This is a genomic window from uncultured Tateyamaria sp., assembly GCF_947503385.1.
Classification (GTDB): domain Bacteria; phylum Pseudomonadota; class Alphaproteobacteria; order Rhodobacterales; family Rhodobacteraceae; genus Tateyamaria.
In genome coordinates, this window is the sequence record NZ_CANNDO010000001.1 from 976,382 (window position 1) to 993,288 (window position 16,907).

General features: G+C 62.3%; 12 protein-coding genes. 5 read left to right on the plus strand and 7 right to left on the minus strand.

Annotation, left to right across the window (positions count from 1 at the left end):
* Nucleotides 1-95: 95 nt before the first annotated feature.
* The 6 genes from Q1A85_RS04850 to Q1A85_RS04875 all read right to left on the minus strand — a co-directional run bounded on the left by Q1A85_RS04850 (nucleotide 96) and on the right by Q1A85_RS04875 (nucleotide 6,195).
* On the minus strand, nucleotides 96-1,094 hold the full coding sequence (locus Q1A85_RS04850) for an ABC transporter ATP-binding protein (protein ID WP_299685868.1): 999 nt from the start codon (nucleotides 1,092-1,094) through the stop codon (nucleotides 96-98).
* On the minus strand, nucleotides 1,091-2,116 hold the full coding sequence (locus tag Q1A85_RS04855) for a Gfo/Idh/MocA family oxidoreductase (RefSeq protein WP_299685871.1): 1,026 nt from the start codon (nucleotides 2,114-2,116) through the stop codon (nucleotides 1,091-1,093). The genes Q1A85_RS04850 and Q1A85_RS04855 overlap by 4 nt, the downstream gene beginning before the upstream one ends.
* Entirely contained in the window at nucleotides 2,113-2,952 is an 840-nt protein-coding gene (locus Q1A85_RS04860) for a carbohydrate ABC transporter permease (protein ID WP_299685874.1), read from the minus strand. The genes Q1A85_RS04855 and Q1A85_RS04860 overlap by 4 nt, the downstream gene beginning before the upstream one ends.
* Entirely contained in the window at nucleotides 2,952-3,878 is a 927-nt protein-coding gene (locus Q1A85_RS04865; RefSeq protein WP_299685877.1) for a sugar ABC transporter permease, read from the minus strand. Before Q1A85_RS04865 ends, Q1A85_RS04860 begins: the two co-directional genes overlap by 1 nt.
* 150 nt (nucleotides 3,879-4,028) lie before the next feature.
* Complete coding sequence (locus Q1A85_RS04870) at nucleotides 4,029-5,282, minus strand: ABC transporter substrate-binding protein (protein WP_299685880.1); 1,254 nt, start codon at nucleotides 5,280-5,282, stop codon at nucleotides 4,029-4,031.
* A 19-nt stretch (nucleotides 5,283-5,301) separates the two neighbouring features.
* Entirely contained in the window at nucleotides 5,302-6,195 is an 894-nt protein-coding gene (locus Q1A85_RS04875) for an N-acetylmuramic acid 6-phosphate etherase (protein ID WP_299685883.1), read from the minus strand.
* A 154-nt stretch (nucleotides 6,196-6,349) separates the two neighbouring features.
* Here Q1A85_RS04875 and Q1A85_RS04880 point away from each other — a divergent pair, with 154 nt between their 5' ends.
* From Q1A85_RS04880 to Q1A85_RS04900, 5 genes are all read left to right on the plus strand, one after another.
* The gene (locus Q1A85_RS04880; protein ID WP_299685886.1) at nucleotides 6,350-7,231 is read left to right on the plus strand and encodes a BadF/BadG/BcrA/BcrD ATPase family protein; all 882 of its coding nucleotides are present in this window, start codon (nucleotides 6,350-6,352) and stop codon (nucleotides 7,229-7,231) included.
* A complete protein-coding gene (locus Q1A85_RS04885) occupies nucleotides 7,228-7,998 on the plus strand; it encodes a GntR family transcriptional regulator (protein ID WP_299685889.1) in 771 nt (256 codons plus the stop codon). Before Q1A85_RS04880 ends, Q1A85_RS04885 begins: the two co-directional genes overlap by 4 nt.
* The gene (locus tag Q1A85_RS04890; protein ID WP_299685892.1) at nucleotides 7,995-9,026 is read left to right on the plus strand and encodes an SIS domain-containing protein; all 1,032 of its coding nucleotides are present in this window, start codon (nucleotides 7,995-7,997) and stop codon (nucleotides 9,024-9,026) included. The genes Q1A85_RS04885 and Q1A85_RS04890 overlap by 4 nt, the downstream gene beginning before the upstream one ends.
* Nucleotides 9,023-10,177, plus strand: a complete 1,155-nt coding sequence (nagA, locus tag Q1A85_RS04895; RefSeq protein ID WP_299685895.1) for an N-acetylglucosamine-6-phosphate deacetylase — start codon at nucleotides 9,023-9,025, stop codon at nucleotides 10,175-10,177. The genes Q1A85_RS04890 and nagA overlap by 4 nt, the downstream gene beginning before the upstream one ends.
* A gap of 170 nt (nucleotides 10,178-10,347) precedes the next feature.
* A complete protein-coding gene (locus Q1A85_RS04900; protein ID WP_299685898.1) occupies nucleotides 10,348-11,937 on the plus strand; it encodes an alpha/beta fold hydrolase in 1,590 nt (529 codons plus the stop codon).
* Nucleotides 11,938-11,965: 28 nt separating this feature from the next.
* On the opposite strand, the gene Q1A85_RS04905 is transcribed toward Q1A85_RS04900, so the two are convergent.
* On the minus strand, nucleotides 11,966-16,543 hold the full coding sequence (locus Q1A85_RS04905; RefSeq protein WP_299685901.1) for an autotransporter outer membrane beta-barrel domain-containing protein: 4,578 nt from the start codon (nucleotides 16,541-16,543) through the stop codon (nucleotides 11,966-11,968).
* Nucleotides 16,544-16,907: the final 364 nt, after the last annotated feature.

Consider the following 16,907-nt stretch of genomic DNA (forward strand, 5'->3'; position numbering starts at 1 on the left):
CAACCCTCCGAAATTCGATGGGTACATACCTTTTTGTATGCTGCGCGACAAGTCAAACATACAAAAAAGTATGTTTGACGGTGCAAAGCCGCGTCTCAGGCGACGCGGCAGTTGTCCTGATCGAAGCGAAAGGCGCTGGTGTCGTCGAAATCGAGTTCAATCTGTGCGCCCACGCGGGTTGGGTCCTGTCCGAAGAGCCGCACGGTCAGCGTCTCGTCATGGTCGGTGGCGACCAGCAGGTTCGTGTCGCCGCCCAGACGTTCCACATGGGTCACATTGCCCGAGATGCGGCCACCTTTGGTCGGGCGCAGATGTTCGGGGCGAATGCCCAGTGCGCCGCCGGGCGGGATGTCCAGCGGTGCCCGTTCGAGAAAGTTCATCGCCGGTGAGCCAAGGAACCCGGCCACAAATCGGTTGGCGGGGTTGTTGTAAAGCTCCATGGGCGAGCCGACCTGTTCCACCCGGCCATCGCGCAGCACGACGATTTTGTCGGCCAGCGTCATCGCCTCGGTCTGATCGTGGGTAACGTAGATCATCGACGCGCTCAGCGTGCGGTGCAGTTCTGCGATCTCGATCCGGGTGTTCATACGCAGGGCGGCGTCGAGGTTGGACAGCGGCTCGTCAAAGAGGAACAGCTTGGGTTCACGGACAATGGCGCGGCCAATGGCGACCCGCTGGCGCTGCCCACCGGACAGATCGGACGGGCGGCGGTCGATATAGGCCCCGAGGTCCAGCATCTGCACGGCCTTGTCGACGCGGGCGTCGATCACCGATTTGGATTGCCGTTCCTGTCTGAGGCCAAGGGCCATGTTGTCGCGCACGCTCAGATGCGGGTAGAGCGCGTAGGACTGGAACACCATGGCGATGCCACGTTTGGCGGGGGGCACGGCGTTGACCACGTCGCCGCCAATGTTGACGGTGCCGCTGGTTGCGTCCTCCAAACCCGCAATCACCCGCAGAAGCGTGGATTTTCCGCAACCCGAGGGGCCGACAAAGACGACGAATTCGCCGTCCTCAACGGTCAGGTTGATGTCCCTGAGCACCTCGACCGCGCCAAAGGATTTGCAGACATTTGTAAGGGTCAGGGCGGTCATTGGACGTCTCCTAGCTCAACCGGGCGGCACGTGCGGATGCTTTCATCCGCGGCCAGACATATGCGCAGCGATTGCACGGCGTCGGACATGTGCCGTGTCAGGTCCATGTCGCGGGCAATCGCGTTCAACAGGAACGCTTGCTCTGCGTCGCAAAGCTCTTGGTGGCCGGGTTCGCCGGGCATCTTGATCAGGGTGTCGTTGCCGGGCCGGTGGACAAGGATAGCGCCAACGGCGGTGTGGCCGTCCACATCGTCGGATTGCCCTTTGTTGCCGTCCGTAATCGATACGGACCCGTTGGGCGACACCACGTCTTTGACGAAAAAGGCGGTCTCGGACATCATTGGCCCCCACCCGGCCTCGTACCAGCCGACAGAGCCGTCTTTGAACCAGACCTGAAGCTGGCCGTAATTGTACATGTCGGGCGCAATCTCGTCCGACAGGCGCAGGCCCATGCCGCTGACGCGGATGGGGGCGGCGTCGGTGATCTGGCACATGACATCGACGTAGTGAACGCCGCAGTCCACAAGGGGCGACGTGGTTTCCATCAGCGCCTTGTGGGTGGCCCATGTCGGACCGTCGGACTGCTGGTTGAGGTTCATCCGAAACACATACGGCCCACCCAGCGCGCGCGCCTCGGCGATGAGCCGCTGCCAGCTGGAATGGTGGCGCAGGATGTAGCCGACGACCAGCTTGCGACCGTTGGCCTGTGCTGCGGCCACGACCCGGCGGGCATCCGCAACGGTGGTGGCCAGCGGCTTTTCCACGAACACATGCGCACCGGCCTCCATCGCGCGGATGGCATAGTCGGCGTGGCTGTCGGAATAGGTGGCGATGCAGACGATATCGGGGCCAAGCGCCAGCCCTTCGTCAAAGGTCGCAAGGCGCGGGTAGGCGCGCAACGCCTCGGGCAAAGCCACGTCCGACCGGTTGACCAGCCCGACAATCTTGGCATCGGGGTGGACGTGATAGGCCAGCGCGTGGCTGCGGCCCATGTTGCCAAGTCCTGCGACGACGACCCTCATTTGACTGCCCCCGATGTGATGCCCCGGATCAGCTGGCGCGAAAAGATCACATAGAGTGCCATGACCGGCAGGATCGCCAGCGACAGGGCCGACAGCACCGCGTTCCAGTCAGTGACGAACTGCCCGATGAACACCTGACTGCCAAGGGTCAGTGTCTTGACCTCTTCGGCGGGCGCGAGGATCAGCGGAAACCACAGGTCATTCCAGATCGGGATCATGTTAAACACGGCCACGGTCGCCATCGCCGGGCGCACCAGCGGCAGCACCAGTTGAAAGAAGATGCGGTATTCTGACAACCCGTCGATACGGCCTGCGTTTTTCAGGTCATCGCTGACCTGCCGCATGAATTCGCTGAGAATGAACACCGCCAGCGGCAGGCCTTGGGCGGTATAGACAAGGATCAGCGCCCAGAGCGTGTTGACCAGCCCGGTCTGCACCATCATCTCAAGAATGGCGACGGTGCCGATGCGGATCGGGATCATGATCCCGAGCGCCAGATAGAGGCCCATCAGCGTATTGCCCTTGAACCGGTATTCAGCCAGCGCAAAGGCCGCCATGGCCCCAAAGAGCAGGATAAAGAACAGCGAGCCGACGGTGACAATCATCGAGTTCTGGAAGTAGAGAAAGAAATCCCCCTGTTTCAGCACGGTTTCGTACCCGATCAGTGAAAACGTCTCGGAATTGGGCATGGCCAGCGGTTCGCGAAAAATCGCGCGGCGGTTTTTGAAGCTGTTGATGACAATGACAAAAACCGGGAACAGCGCGATCAGGGTATAGAGGATGAGCGCGCCGTGGGCGGCAAGGGTGTTGAAGCGGTTGGTGCGTGCAATCGACATCAGAACTGATACCTCCGCATCCGGCTTTGAATGCCAAAGAGATAAATGCACACCCCCACGAGGATGATAGCGAACATGGCCGATGCGATGGTCGACCCCATATGCGGGTCCCCCAGTTGCAACTGAAACCCAAAGAAGGTGCGGTACATGAAGGTGCCAAGGATATCGGTGCTGAAATCAGGCCCCGCCAATGCACCCTGCGCCGCATAGATCAGATCGAAGGCATTGAAATTGGCCACAAAGGTCAGGATCGAGATGATTCCGATCGACGGCAGGATCAGCGGCAGCTTGATCTTCCAGAAGGCGGAGAGGCTGGTGATCCCCTCGACCTCTGCCGCCTCCAGTATCTCGTCCGGGATCGACAGGAGGGCGGCATAGATCAGCATCATCGGGATGCCGACAAACTGCCAGACCGACACCAGCGACAGGGTGGTCAGGGCGTAGGCTTCTTTGCCCAGCCATGGAGCATAGAGCGACTTGAGCCCTACCGCATCCAACATACCGGGCGCGATGCCCCAGATGGGCGACAGGATCAGCTTCCATGCAAAGCCCACGATTACAAAGCTGAGGATTGTCGGGATAAAGATGGCGGAGCGGTAGAAGGCGGCAAAGCGCAGGCGCGGGTGGCTCAGGATCGCGGCGAGCGCGATGCCGATGGGGTTCTGCACCAGCATGTGGATGACGAAGAACCAGAAATTATTGCCAAGCGCGTTCCAGAATTGATCGGACCAGACGGTTTCCCCGAACAGCCTGCGAAAGTTTTGCAGGCCCACATAGACGCGTTCCTGATCGACCTCGGTGAACAGCGACAGCCGCAGCGTATTGAACAGCGGATAGATCATCACGGCGGTGTAAACCAGCACCGCAGGCGCCAGAAAGACAACGATATGCCACCGGAATTTTGGGCGGTGATGTTGATCCGACATGGAACTCTCCTGTTGGCCCGCGCAGGTCCGTTGCAGCGCCGCAATGAGACGGGAATTGGTGCGCCGAATGTTGTGGGGCGATGTGCCACGACCGGTTGTGGGCGCATGTCCCGCCCCGACGCATCGGGACGGAACGGGGTCAGGTGACCCTTATTGCTGGGGCGCGTACCAGCTGGCCAGACCCTCTTGGAGCCGCGCGCCCGCGTCTTCGGGGCTTTCCTCGCCCTTGATCACCGCGACGGAGGCATTCCATGTCTCGTTTTCGAGATTGGGCGTGCCGCGCGACAGGACCTGATACGTGGAGCGGATCGTGCTTTCGCACTCGCCCCGCCACGAGATGAACTCTTGGGCCAGCGGGTCTTCGAGCGTCACGGGCGCATCCGACAGCGGGAAGAAGCCGGGCAGGGCATTGGCAAAGATCGTCGCAAACTCGGACGAGCCGACCCAGTTGAGGAAGGTCTTGGCTGCCTCGGGATTGTCAGTGGCGGCGTTCATGCCGATGCCGATGTCGGTGTGGTCCGAGATATAGCAGGTGTCGCCTGCGTTCTGGACCGGCGGATAGAACGCACCCATCTCGAAATCAGCGAGGTTGTTGAAGCCCGAGATTTCCCACGAGCCGGTCGGATAGATCGCAGCACGGCCAAGGGTAAAGATGTTCTGGCTGTCGGGATAGGTCTGTGCCTCGAACCCGTCGCCCAGATAGTCGCCCCATTTCGCCAGTTGCCGGTAGGGCGCGACCCATGCCTCGTCCGTCAGCTTTTGATCACCGGCGAGCAGGGCAAGGCGGCCTTCTTCGCCCTTCCAATAGTTCGGGCCGATGTTGTTATAGCCCATGGTCGCGGCTTCCCATTGGTCATTGGTGCCCATGGCCATGGGGATGTAGCTGCCGTCTTCCTTTATCTTGTCGAGCGCGGCAAAGAATTCCGCCTCGGTCGCGGGCTCTTCGAGGCCCAGTTCGGCAAAGGCGTCCTTGTTGTAGATAAAGCCGTGGATCACCGACGCCATGGGCACGCAGAACTGCGTGGCGGCGTCATCCGTGCTCCAGCCTGATTTGGCCACGGGCGAGAAGTTTGCCATGCCGTCTAGGTCGCTGATATCGGCGAGGTGTCCCGCCTCGAACAGGGCCAGCGACGCGTCAAAGGGGCGGCAGGTGATGATGTCACCGGCGGACCCTGCGTCCAGCTTGGAATTCAGGACGGCGTTGTATTCTGCGGGGGCGGAGGGCGTGAAGTTCAGCTTGATGCCCGGATGTTCAGCCTCGAATGCCGGGATGATCTCGTTCTGCCAGATGGCCAGATCGTCATTGCGCCAGCTTTCGATGGTCAGCGTCACATCCTCGGCAGAGGCGGCCCCCGCGATCACGGTCGAGGCCAGCAAGGCGCCGATCAGTTTGGAATTTGTCATTTTGTTCTCCCTAGTTGAATCATTGGTGTTCCGGTGCAATCGCGTGCAGGCACGGGCCCAAATGCCCGTCATGTGCCCGCAGCAGCGCCTTGGCGTCGGCATGTGACAGCCCGGCGGCCACAAGGGTCGCGGGTTTGACGTGGCCGGACGTCACGGCCAGCGCGCGGGCGGCGTCGGCATCGGCGACATTTGCGATGCGGGCCACCATGCGGGCGGACCGGTCCAGCAGTTTTGCATTGTCCGCCACCACATTGACCATCATGCCGCCATACACGTGGCCCAGTTTGACCCCCATGAGCGAAGACATGAGGTTCAACGCCACCTTTTGCGCAGTGCCCGCGCCCATGCGCGTCGATCCTGCGATGACTTCGGGTGGCGTTTGCAGGCAGATGGCGATGTCCGCAGCGTTCAGCAGGTCCGTGTCGGGATTGTTGGCGATGCCGATGACGCGCGCGCCGGCGTCGCGGACGGCACGGGCCATCTGCACCGCGTAGGGTGTTGTGCCGCTTGCGCTGAGCACGATGACTGCGTCGCCGGGCTGCGCGGCGCGCGCGGCGTCGCGCGCGGCATCTGTGTCGTCTTCGGTGTCTCCGGGCATCCGCCCGTCGATGGGGATCCCCCCGGCCATGTGTATCTGGATCTGTTCCGGGGCAATGCCGAAGGTGCCCGGCAGTTCGCAGGCGTCGGCCAGCGCCATCAGGCCGGAACTTCCAGCGGCGGCGTAGATGATGGATTTGCCGTCCTGAACGGTGCGCGCCAGCAGGTTCGCCGCGTCGCTGATGGGGGCGGCGGCGCGGCGCACCGCCTCGACCGCGTCAAGCTGTACGTCAACCATACGCGCCACCGCGTCCTGCGGCAGCAACGCGTCGATTGCGTCCCCGTCCATAACGTTTTCGGTGGCTGGCAGCAGCATACGAATCCCCTTTGACCAAGAACAATACCTTTAAGATACCTTTTGTCTACCACTTTCTTTTTTCCGCAACGCCGGTGGATGAGTGGCGGGAAAAATGCGCGTAAAAGATACGATAGGTCTGTTATTCCGCCAATAGGTATTATAAAGGTATTATATGTCTGATTCTGCACACAGCTACATTGTAGGCGTTGATGGCGGCGGCACGGGGTGCCGCGTTGCCATTTCCGCGATGAATGGTGCCGTGCTGGCGCGGGCCGAAGGTGCGCGTGCCAACGTGGCGTCGGATGCGGCCCTTGCGGTGCGCAATGTGCTGGCGACGGTCGCAGCGGCGGCGCAGGAGGCAGGCATCTCAATGCAGGCCTTGGCCCGTGCGCGGGCGCATCTGGGGCTGGCGGGGGTGCAGACGCCGCGGGACGCGGTTCGGATCGCATCGGCCATGCCGTTTGAACATATCGTTGTCACCGATGACCGGCCCACGGCTGTGACCGGGGCCTTGGGCGGGCGGGACGGATACCTGTTGTCGGTTGGGACCGGAACCATCGCGGCTGCGACGGTGGGCGGGCGGTTCCGGTATGTGGGCGGTTGGGGGTTTTACCTGTCGGATCAGGCCTCTGGCGCATGGTTGGGGCGCGCGGCGCTGGAGCACGTGCTGCTCTGCCATGACGGTGTGTTTGCGCACACCACGCTGACGCGCCAGTTGCTCCGCTCTTTTGATGATGACGCAAATGCGCTGTCGTCCTTTAGCTTTTCGGCCAAGCCCGGCGACTATGCTGCCTTTGCGCCGGTAATTTTCGACGCGGCGCGGGCGGACGACGCTTGGGCGCATGAGCTTATCGCGCAAGGCGCGGACCATCTGGTGCAGAGCCTGCGGGCGCTTGGGTTTCGCGCGGGCGACCCGCTGTGCCTGAGCGGCGGGGTCGGCCCGCATTACGCCGACCATTTGCCGCCGGACCACCTGTCCGGGCGCGTCCCCGCCGCCGGAAACGCGCTGGACGGGGCGCTGGCGCTTGCCAAATCACAAGGGGCCATGACGTGAGCATTGTCGAGTTTCTTGCACCGGACAACTGGCTGCTGCCGGATGGTGGCCCGCGCTATATGCAGTTGCGCCGACGGCTGAGCGAGGGGGTGGATCAGGGCCTGTTGAAAGCGGGCAGTTCGCTGCCGCCGGAACGGGAAATCGCGACAATCACAGACCTGTCGCGTGTCACCGTCCGCAAAGCCATACAGGCACTGGCCGAAGATGGTATTATCGTTCAGAAACAGGGGTCTGGATCATTCGTGGCCTCTGATACGCCGCAGATCGAGCAATCGCTGTCCCGGCTGACCTCGTTCAGTGAGGACATGTCGCGGCGCGGTATGGCTTCGGCGAGCATCTGGCTGGAACGCGGCATTTTTATGCCATCGCCGGACGAGGTGCTGGCGCTTGCGCTGACGCCGGACGCCTCTGTGTCGCGCATCGCGCGGCTGCGCACCGCCGATGACAAACCCATGGCGATTGAACGCGCATCCCTGTCGACCGACGTGCTGCCCAACCCGCTTTTGGTCGAAACCTCGCTATACGATGTGCTGGATAAGTCCGGGTTCAGGCCGGTGCGCGCGCTGCAAAAAATCTCTGCCATCAACCTACAGGAAGACAATGCCACGTTGCTTGGCGTCGATGTGGGCACGGCGGGCCTTCGGATTGAGCGCACGTCCTATCATGCGGATGGGCGGGTCGTTGAGTTTACGCAATCCATATATCGCGGGGACGCCTACAACTTTGTGGCTGAGCTTCGCCTTGCCAAGGAGCAGGACCGCACATGACGTCCCCTGAGACACAGATGCGCCGCGAGGTGCTGGAAATTCCGACCGCTGTCGAGCGATTGCTGGACGCAGGGGGCGATGACATCCGCCGCGCCGCCGACGCCATACGCGACCGCGCGCCGGGGTTTATGGTCAGCGTCGCGCGCGGGTCCTCGGACCATGTGGCGACGTACCTGAAATATGCGTCCGAGTTGCTGCTGGGCACGCCCATTGCGTCCGTTGGCCCGTCCATCGCGTCGATCTACAACCGCAAACTGAACCTTGCAGGCAGCGTGTGTCTGTCGGTTTCGCAATCGGGCAAAAGCCCCGACATCGTTGAGATGGCGCGTATGGCACGGGCCTCTGGTGCGTTGTCGATCGCGGTCACTAACCACCCGGACAGCGATCTGGCGCAGGTGTCGGACCACACGCTGAACCTGCACGCCGGACCCGAGCTGAGCGTTGCGGCGACCAAGACATTTGTGAATTCCGCCGTTGCGGGCATTTGGCTGCTGGCGGAGTGCAAGCAGGATGCGGAACTGTTGCGGGCGGTGCATGACCTGCCGGGCGCGCTGGCGCAGGCGGTACAGACCGACTGGGACGCTGCGCGCGCGGCGCTGGGCACACGCAATTCGATTTTCTGCCTTGGCCGTGGGCCGGCCTATGCGATTTCGAACGAAGCGGCACTGAAGTTCAAGGAAACCTGTCAGATTCACGCAGAATCCTATTCCTCGGCAGAGGTATTGCACGGGCCGGTCTCGATTGTGGATGGCGGATTTCCCGTCATTGCACTGGCGTCGAATGATGCGGCAGAACAGGCGCTGGCCGATGTGGCCGACACCCTTGCCGACAAGGGCGCGCAGGTGTTTGCCACAAGCGACAAAGTACAGCGGGCCACACCCTTGCCCACGGTGCGGACCGGCCATGCGCTTACTGATCCGATTGCATTGATCGCGCGCTTTTACGCCATGGTCGAACGCACGGCTGCGTCGCGCGGGATCAATCCGGATGCGCCGCGTCACCTCAAGAAGGTGACAGAGACGGTATGACCGACATCGCCCAAGCCTTTGTCGGTGCGCAGGTCCATGATGGCCACCGATTGTTGCAGGATCATGCGGTTGTCGTGGCGCGCGATGGCACCTGCCGGGTGGTGGACCGGGCCGCACTGCCCTTGGGGTGTCCGACACGGGATCTGTCCGGCGGCGTGATCGCCCCCGGTTTCGTTGACCTTCAGGTCAATGGCGGCGGCGGTGTGATGTTCAACGATGATCAGTCGGTGGAGACGTTGCGCACCATTGCAGCGGCACATGCCAGCACCGGGACGGTCGCCCTCTTGCCCACTTTGATCACGGACACCGGGGCGCGAACACATGCGGCGATCCGCGCCGTGGAACAGGCCATTGCACAACAGGTGCCTGGCATTGTCGGCATCCACCTCGAAGGGCCGCACCTGTCGGTGGCGCGCAAGGGTGCGCACGACCAGGACCTGATCCGTCCGATGGACGATGCGGACCTGTCACTGTTGTTGGGGGCGGCGGACCGGTTGCCCAACGTGATGGTCACCGTCGCCCCCGAGACAACGACACATGCGCAGATCAACGCTATGGCGCAGGCGGGGATCGTGGTGTCACTGGGGCATACGGATGCACAGTTCGGGACGTGCATGGCCGCGTTTGACGCGGGCGCGCGCTGTGTCACGCACCTGTTCAACGCGATGAGCCAGCTGGGCAACCGGGAACCGGGGCTTGTTGGTGCCGCGCTGGAACGGGACGACGTGCACGCGGGTTTGATCGCGGACGGCATACATGTGCACCCAGCGATGATCCGCATCGCCCTGTCGGCCAAGCGTGCCGCCGACAAGATCTTTCTCGTGACGGATGCGATGGCGACGGCAGGCTCCGACATCGATAGTTTCGAGTTGAACGGGCGGCGCGTGCTGCGCCGGGCGCAACGTCTCACGCTGGAGGATGGCACACTGGCCGGGGCGGATCTGGACATGCCGCGTGCGCTGTCTGTCATGGTGGATGCCGTGGGCGACGATCCGGAGCACGCCATTGCGCGGGCGACCTCGGGGCCTGCGTCGCTGCTGCGCGAACAGGGCACTGCGGGCGGGTTGAACGGCCCTTTGGCTGGGGTCATCCATATCGGGCCGGACAATGCGGTGACGCCGCTGCGGGGCCTTGCACGCCAAGACGCCTAACGGCACGACCGCGGGTTGCGCTTTTTGCTACCTGTGCGGGATGGCGCGCGGGCAAGGGCACAAAGTACCGGGATGTGAGCGCTACTTTATGTGATTTTTCGGCAATTTCGGATAGTGTGGCGCAAGTCTGACCGCATACGAGCTGCCTTGTGCGAACCGATCCGAAAGACTTGGATGATACGCTGCGCGACGTTTTCTCGCTCGCGCCCAGCAAGGAATCCGTGCTGCTGCATCGCGAGATGATTGCGCAATACGATCAGGAACAAGAACCCATTTCGGAACGGATCGTCTGGGCGGAGTTTCAGCCTGACATGGGCTTTGTCCGTGCCGGTATTTCCAACGCGCGCACCATGGAGACGGTCAGCGTACTGGACCCTAGCGCGCATCCCGAAATCGCCGAAATGAACGACATCGCCGCCCGGCAGGACTTGCAGGCCGGGGGGGTCGTGCCCGCGGGCACGCAGGACGGGTTCCATTGGTGCGTTCCGTTCACCGCCGTGTCCGACAGGGGCGCAAAGCGCAACACGCTGCGGACGGTGTTGATCACGCGGGCGCTGTTTCACGAGGTCTTTGACCTGTTCAACCGCCAATGCCAGCTGACCCCCGCCGAAAAGGTCGTGGTGTTTCAGTTGGTCGCGGGGCTGAACCCAACAGGTGCCGCGCGCGAGGATGGCGTGTCCATCGAAACAAAGCGCAGCCACCTGAAGCGCGCGATGAGCAAGCTGGGCTGTGCCAGTCAGTCGGAAACCGTGCGGATGCTGATCAGTCAGCTGGTGCACATCATGTATCTGTGTGAACAGGACCCGGACCAAAGCCGCGTTATTGATGCCTTTACGGCGGACCACCTGCGGGAGCCGATCCGCCTGTCAACGCAGCGTTTGCAGACCGGGCGTTTGATCCGCATCTGGGAAATGGGGCCGGTGGATGGCAAGCCGCTGCTGGTTCTGCACGGATACCTGTTTCCCTTTCTGCTCCTGAATGCGCAGGAGGCCTTGCTGCGCAAAAACATCCGCTTGGTGATCCCGGTGCGCGCGGGATATCTCGACGATCAGGCCTGCGCGTCAGCCTTTGGCGAAGGGACGCTGATCGACCAGACCATCGACGATCTGCTGGCCTTTATGGAAAAGACGTGGGCGGGGCCGGTGGACGTGCTGTGCCATTCCAGTGGCGCATTTTATGCGATGCTGATGTTGCAACGCGACCCGCACTGCTTTGCCCGCCTTGTCGTCACCTCAATCAACCTGATGGATCATCGCCGCGAGGCGACATCTCCGGCTGCGAAATTTCTGGACGGTCTGCGCAAACTCGCCACCCATAACGGCATGTACAAACGGCTGAGCGCGCAGTTCCAGCAGCGGGTGTTTTCCAATGATCGCACGACGCGGTTTGTGCTGCGCAAACTGTTCAGCGCCAGTGACACCGACGTGCAGGCGCTGAACGGTCAGGTGGGATATGGGGAGGCGTTTGGCTGGTATCGGGCGCTCCACGCCCATTCGACGATCGGCATCGCGTCGGATTTTGAACTGGTGCACAAGGAATCCGCGAACCTTGTGAACGGCCTCAGGACGCCGACTGTGTTTGTACATGGCACGCAGGATCATTTCACCGAGCCGGACGTGCTGCGCAGCTACTTGGACGGGCAGGACCATGCGCAGATGCGGCTGGTCGAGGGGGCCGGTCACCTGAGCGTTGCCAGCCATGCAACCCAGATTTGGGACGCGATTGCCGACAGTCTGGGGCTGGACCCGGCGCAGGGTTGAGGGGGTAGCCCTGCGCCGGGTACGGGTCTCAGAACCGCCAGACACCTCCGATGGAGGCGCTGTGCGTGTCCGCATTGTCCCCGAACTGCCCCGAATAGCGCATGTCGAACGAGAACGTGTCATCCACCTTGATCTCCAACCCGGCGCCAATTGCGATGACACTGTCGCCCAAGGCGGCACCGCTGTCTTGGAACGATGCACCCGTCACGCCAGCGATTGTGCTGTTCACGACGGACCGGTCAGAACCAAAGGCGTGTTCGTACATCAGCGACACTGACGGAATGACGGTCATCCCGTCAGCGGTCTGGATCGTCTGTTCGAATGCCATCCCAACGCCCAGCACGGTGCGGTCGAACCGTTCTGATCCAACGGTAAGATTGAGAATGCCTGCGCCGGTTTCGGTGTAGCCGTCGCGGTTCACCACCGTATGGCGCAGCGACACGACAGGGGCGAGGCGCATTTGTGCGGCATTGTCCCAGCCCAGACGCGGCGCGAGGTTGTATGACAGGTCCGCGCCGATTTCGAACACGGACCCGTCTGCGGATGCGCGCGCGGTGGCCGGGGCCGATCCGGTCAGAGGAATGACCCGCGTGATGTCATGCGATTGCCTGCCATATGTGGCTGCCGTCGTGAAGCGCCACGCGTCCCGTTCCATGTGGTAATACGCGCCGATCTGTCTGGTGTCGATGTCAGCGCTGTCGGGACCGCTGGACACATCGGTGCTGGAATAGCCAAGGGCCACGCCCGCGCGGACAAAGCCTGTGGCTGTGGGGCGCGTTACGTCATAGCCAATGGCCAACCCGTTGGCATCCGCGTTGTAGCCCGGCACGGGCGGGGCTGCGTCCACGTCACTGCGGCTGGCAAAGGGACTGACCCAGACGGATGCACCGTCGGGCCCAAACAGGCCCGCCTGATCCTGAAACGCGGCGCCCGAAAAGCGCAGCGCGCTTTGTTTTGCATCGTCTTGTGCGGCGTTGGCCCCCCGTGCGCGCAGTGTCCGGGCAAAGATATCGGCGCTGACAAGCCCCGCTTGGAGAGCGTTGGGATGGATCGATTTGTCTGACATCTCGGTCGATGGATCGTCCGGTGTGACAGTCCCCATGCTGTAGCTGACGGCGACACTGTTGGCGGCGTAGGCGGCAACCACATCCACGTCGGGCAGATTGTCGATGATCGTGTCAAAGGCACCGGCAATGCCGCCATCCGCCGTCAGGATGGTATAGGATTGCGTATCCGGATAGCCGGTCGGATAGCCCACACCAAAGATCGACAACGTCCCGCCGAGCGTTGCGCTGCCCGACACGTCGACGAGATCGGACGTGCCGTTGGCTGCAATCTCCACGTCCAGTTGGCCCGCGCTATCCTGCGCGAAATCCCCGTTCACGGTAAACGTGCCAATGGAGTTGCCGGGTGCAAAGCGTCCGCTGTTGGCAAAGCCCGAGGCGGTGCCGGTGCCGGTCACCAGGCCCATGTTCGACACCACGATATCACCGACCTGATTGTCTGTCTGGAAACTGGCCCCACCGCCAACGCGGATGTTCAGGCTGGCCTGATCGGCATCGACGATGCCGTGCCCCTCCATGATCTCGAAATCGAGCGGTCCATTGGCGAAACTGCCGCCGCCCACGACCAGCGTGCCTGCGCCGGATTTTGCGATGGATTCGAAATTGGTGAAATGCGCGATCTGAGATGCGGGATCGAACCGGGCGCTGTTGCCTGCCTCGACGGACAGCGCAACCCGGTCATAGCCTTCGCCCCCATCGACCGCGTCCGTTACGGCAAACCCTTGATAGAGGAACTGGTCGTCCCCGCCACCCAGTCGCGACACACCCGTGATCGACGCGGTTTCGCGGATGATCAGCGTATCACTGCCTCCGCCAAGATCCATCGCGATGCCTGAGCCGCTGCTGAGTGTGCCGGCGATGTCCACGGTCGTTTCATTGCCGAGGTCCACATCGACGACCACGACTTCTTCTGTGTCCGGGTCAGTTTCCGCGACGCGCGTGCGGCTGTCGTCCTGAATACCGATCCCGGTGGTGGTGGTGACCGCGCTGGTTTCGTCGATGCTGATGAAATTGTTGCTGGCAACGACACTGGGTATTTCGAATGCGCGGATCGAGACGCCCAAGGCGATCCCTGCGCCGCCGTCGGCGGTGACCTGCACCGACGTCCCGTTGCGCAGGATCGTCTCGGACATGCCGGATGAAAGGGCGATGCCGTTGCTGTTGGTGCCCTGCACATCGACCAGTGCGCCGTCCAGTTCCAGCTGTGTCCGGCCGGTCATCGCCAGCGAGATGCCGTCCGACCCTGCCACCAGATCGGATTGTGTGGCGCTTTCGACCCCGGTGCCTTGGGTGTAGATTTCACCTGTCACCAGAACATTGGCATCGTTGCTGATGGTCATGCCGTCCGCGCTGAACCCGGGGAAACCAAAGTCCGAAATCCCGATCCCCGTCGCGGTGCCCTGGCGGGTTGTCCCGGCCCCGCCCGTCGCGCGAATGACGCCTGCGTGTTCGATCTGTGGCGGAGTGTCCCCCGCTGTGCTGAACGAGAATATGCCGATTGCAGTGCCTCCGACCGCTTCGCCGGACCCGGTCAGGCTGGCATTGCCCCCAGTGACGATCATCTCGCCTTCGGTGCGGAATGTCGTGGTGCTGGAAGCTGGCGCATCTTCGGGTATGAACCCGCCGCTTACGATCATCCCGGTTGCGGAACCGCCCGTGACCGTCAGGTCTGATCCGGTGGACGCGACACCTGTCGCATTGCCGCCTGTTGTGACAATGTCGCCCGTCTGGACATATCTGCTTTGCCCAACCGCGTTGAGCGAGATCGACAAGGCGTTGCCTGTCCCGCCGACCACCCTCCCGGAAAGGTCGGTTCCGTCAAGCGTCAGCGACGCGTCACCGGCATGTGCGGTCAGCGCGCTGTCTTCGACCATATCGAATGTGGTTCCGTTGAGGCCGGACGTTGCGCCGATGCTGACCCCGCTGGCCTGTCCTCCACCGACATAGGCGGTCATGTCCGAACCTGTCACCTGGCCCGAGGCGTTGCCACCAATGGCGGTGACATCGCCTGCCAGATCGTAGCTCAGTTCTTGTGTGAAGAGCGTCAGACCGCTTGCACCGCTGCCGCCAAATCGGTTCAGGACCAGCGTGTCGCGGGGCGTCCCGTTGGGCAAATCCGACAACTCGTTGACGTCGGACGTGCCTGTGCCGACAATCTCGGCATGGGCGTCACCGCCGGTTACGTTGACGTCACCTGTTATGTTGAGCGACAGGCGTTGCGGGTTGGTATCCCCGATCAGACCGCTGCCTATGGTTTCAATGCCACTTGCAGTCATGCCCGATCCACTGGCCGCCACGAGCCCGCTGGCCTGTCCTGCGTCATCGGTGGCGCGTGCGGTCATTGTGGTCATGCCGTTGGTCACGCTGATATCGCCGTTGATCGTGATGGTGCGGGCGCTGGGTTTGTTGACCCAGACCCCGATCAGCGCTGCGGAATCCACTTGCGCGGTGGCCCGTGTGTTCGGGTCGCCGCCGGGCAGGTCGTTGGCTTGCGACAGCGCTTCAACATTGCCGCCGGACAGGGTCACGTTGCCGTTGATCGTCAACGATGTTTGATCGGCAAAGGTGACCTGATCGACATTGCCAAAGTCGTTGTCCGTGATGAAAACACCGCGGCCTGCGCTGTGGCGCGCGATTGTCGCGGCGATGGCTCCGGTGGTTTCAGCAGAGGCGGTCACGCCACCACCGGTCAGGGTGACATCCCCCGTCTGGGTGATGTCGATGTCACCATTGGCCTCAACATAAAATCCAAAGTGATCGCTGGATGTGGATTGGCCCGACGATTGGGCAAAGCGGGTTGAGAACACGCGCTGGTTCACGCCAACATCGCCGCTGCGGTCCACGACCAGCGTGCGTTGGCCACCATCCAGCGACACATTTCCGGTATTGGTGAATGTCACGTCGCCGCTGTCGTCCCGCAGGCGGATTGCTCCAAACTGGCCCATGACAAAGTCGCGCTCGCCGCCCGGCGCAAAAATATTGGTGCGCCTGCTTGTCGTTGCGGTGACCGTGGGCCGCGTGACGATGAGGTCGCCGGTGCGCGTGAGGTCGAGGCCTGTCCCGCTGAAGATGTTGAAGGTGCCAAAATTGGCGAGGTCAAATTCGGGTGTGTTGGTCACGTCGGACAATGTCGGCCCGGTAATGTCACCTGTCACGGTGCCGGTCACCGCTCCATCAGTCCGAATTTCAAAACCTGCACGCCGCGTCCGGCCAAAGCCGGGATCAAGCACGGTGCCAAAGGTCGACAGATCGGCGTTCACGTTGATGTCCGCGCCGGTCGTATTCGTAAAACGCAGACCGGTGCCGCCGACCGCCTGCGTCAGACTGTTGATGTTGATCGTGTCGAAACCACCGGTGACGGCCTGTCCGGTTGGCAGGGCCCCGTCGCAGGTAACGACGTTCCCCGTTGTCACGCAGGATGCGGACCCGACCGCCGGATAGAGTGCAGTTGTCAGTAACAAAGCGCCCAACGCGCCCATACGTGGCCACGTCACACACGGTTCGGCGTCGCCGGTTGGCGCGCCCCAATTCAATAGATTCATCTCAAATTCACCCCAGAAATACCATTTCTGACCACGAGGATAGAAGTGCGTGAAACCGATGGCGTCACCCAAATGGGTGAGATGAGGGCAGATAAAAGACGGGACCGCACGGTGCCTGCGCCGTTTGCCAGACAGGTATGCAGCAAAGGTGGCGGTCATCTGGAACGGCGGCAACCAACTGACAAGGCGGAGAAAGTGGCGGTGTGGGAGGCCGGTCCTTTTGCGGATCACAGGCTGTGCGCCGTGCGCGTGGTGTTGCCTGCCATTGCAAGGCTGCGCACGCCCCTCCCACGTCCCGTTAACCCCTTGTTGATACTTCCCCCTACCGCGATGGCTGGGTGTCCGGCCTTGGGTGTGACTGGTG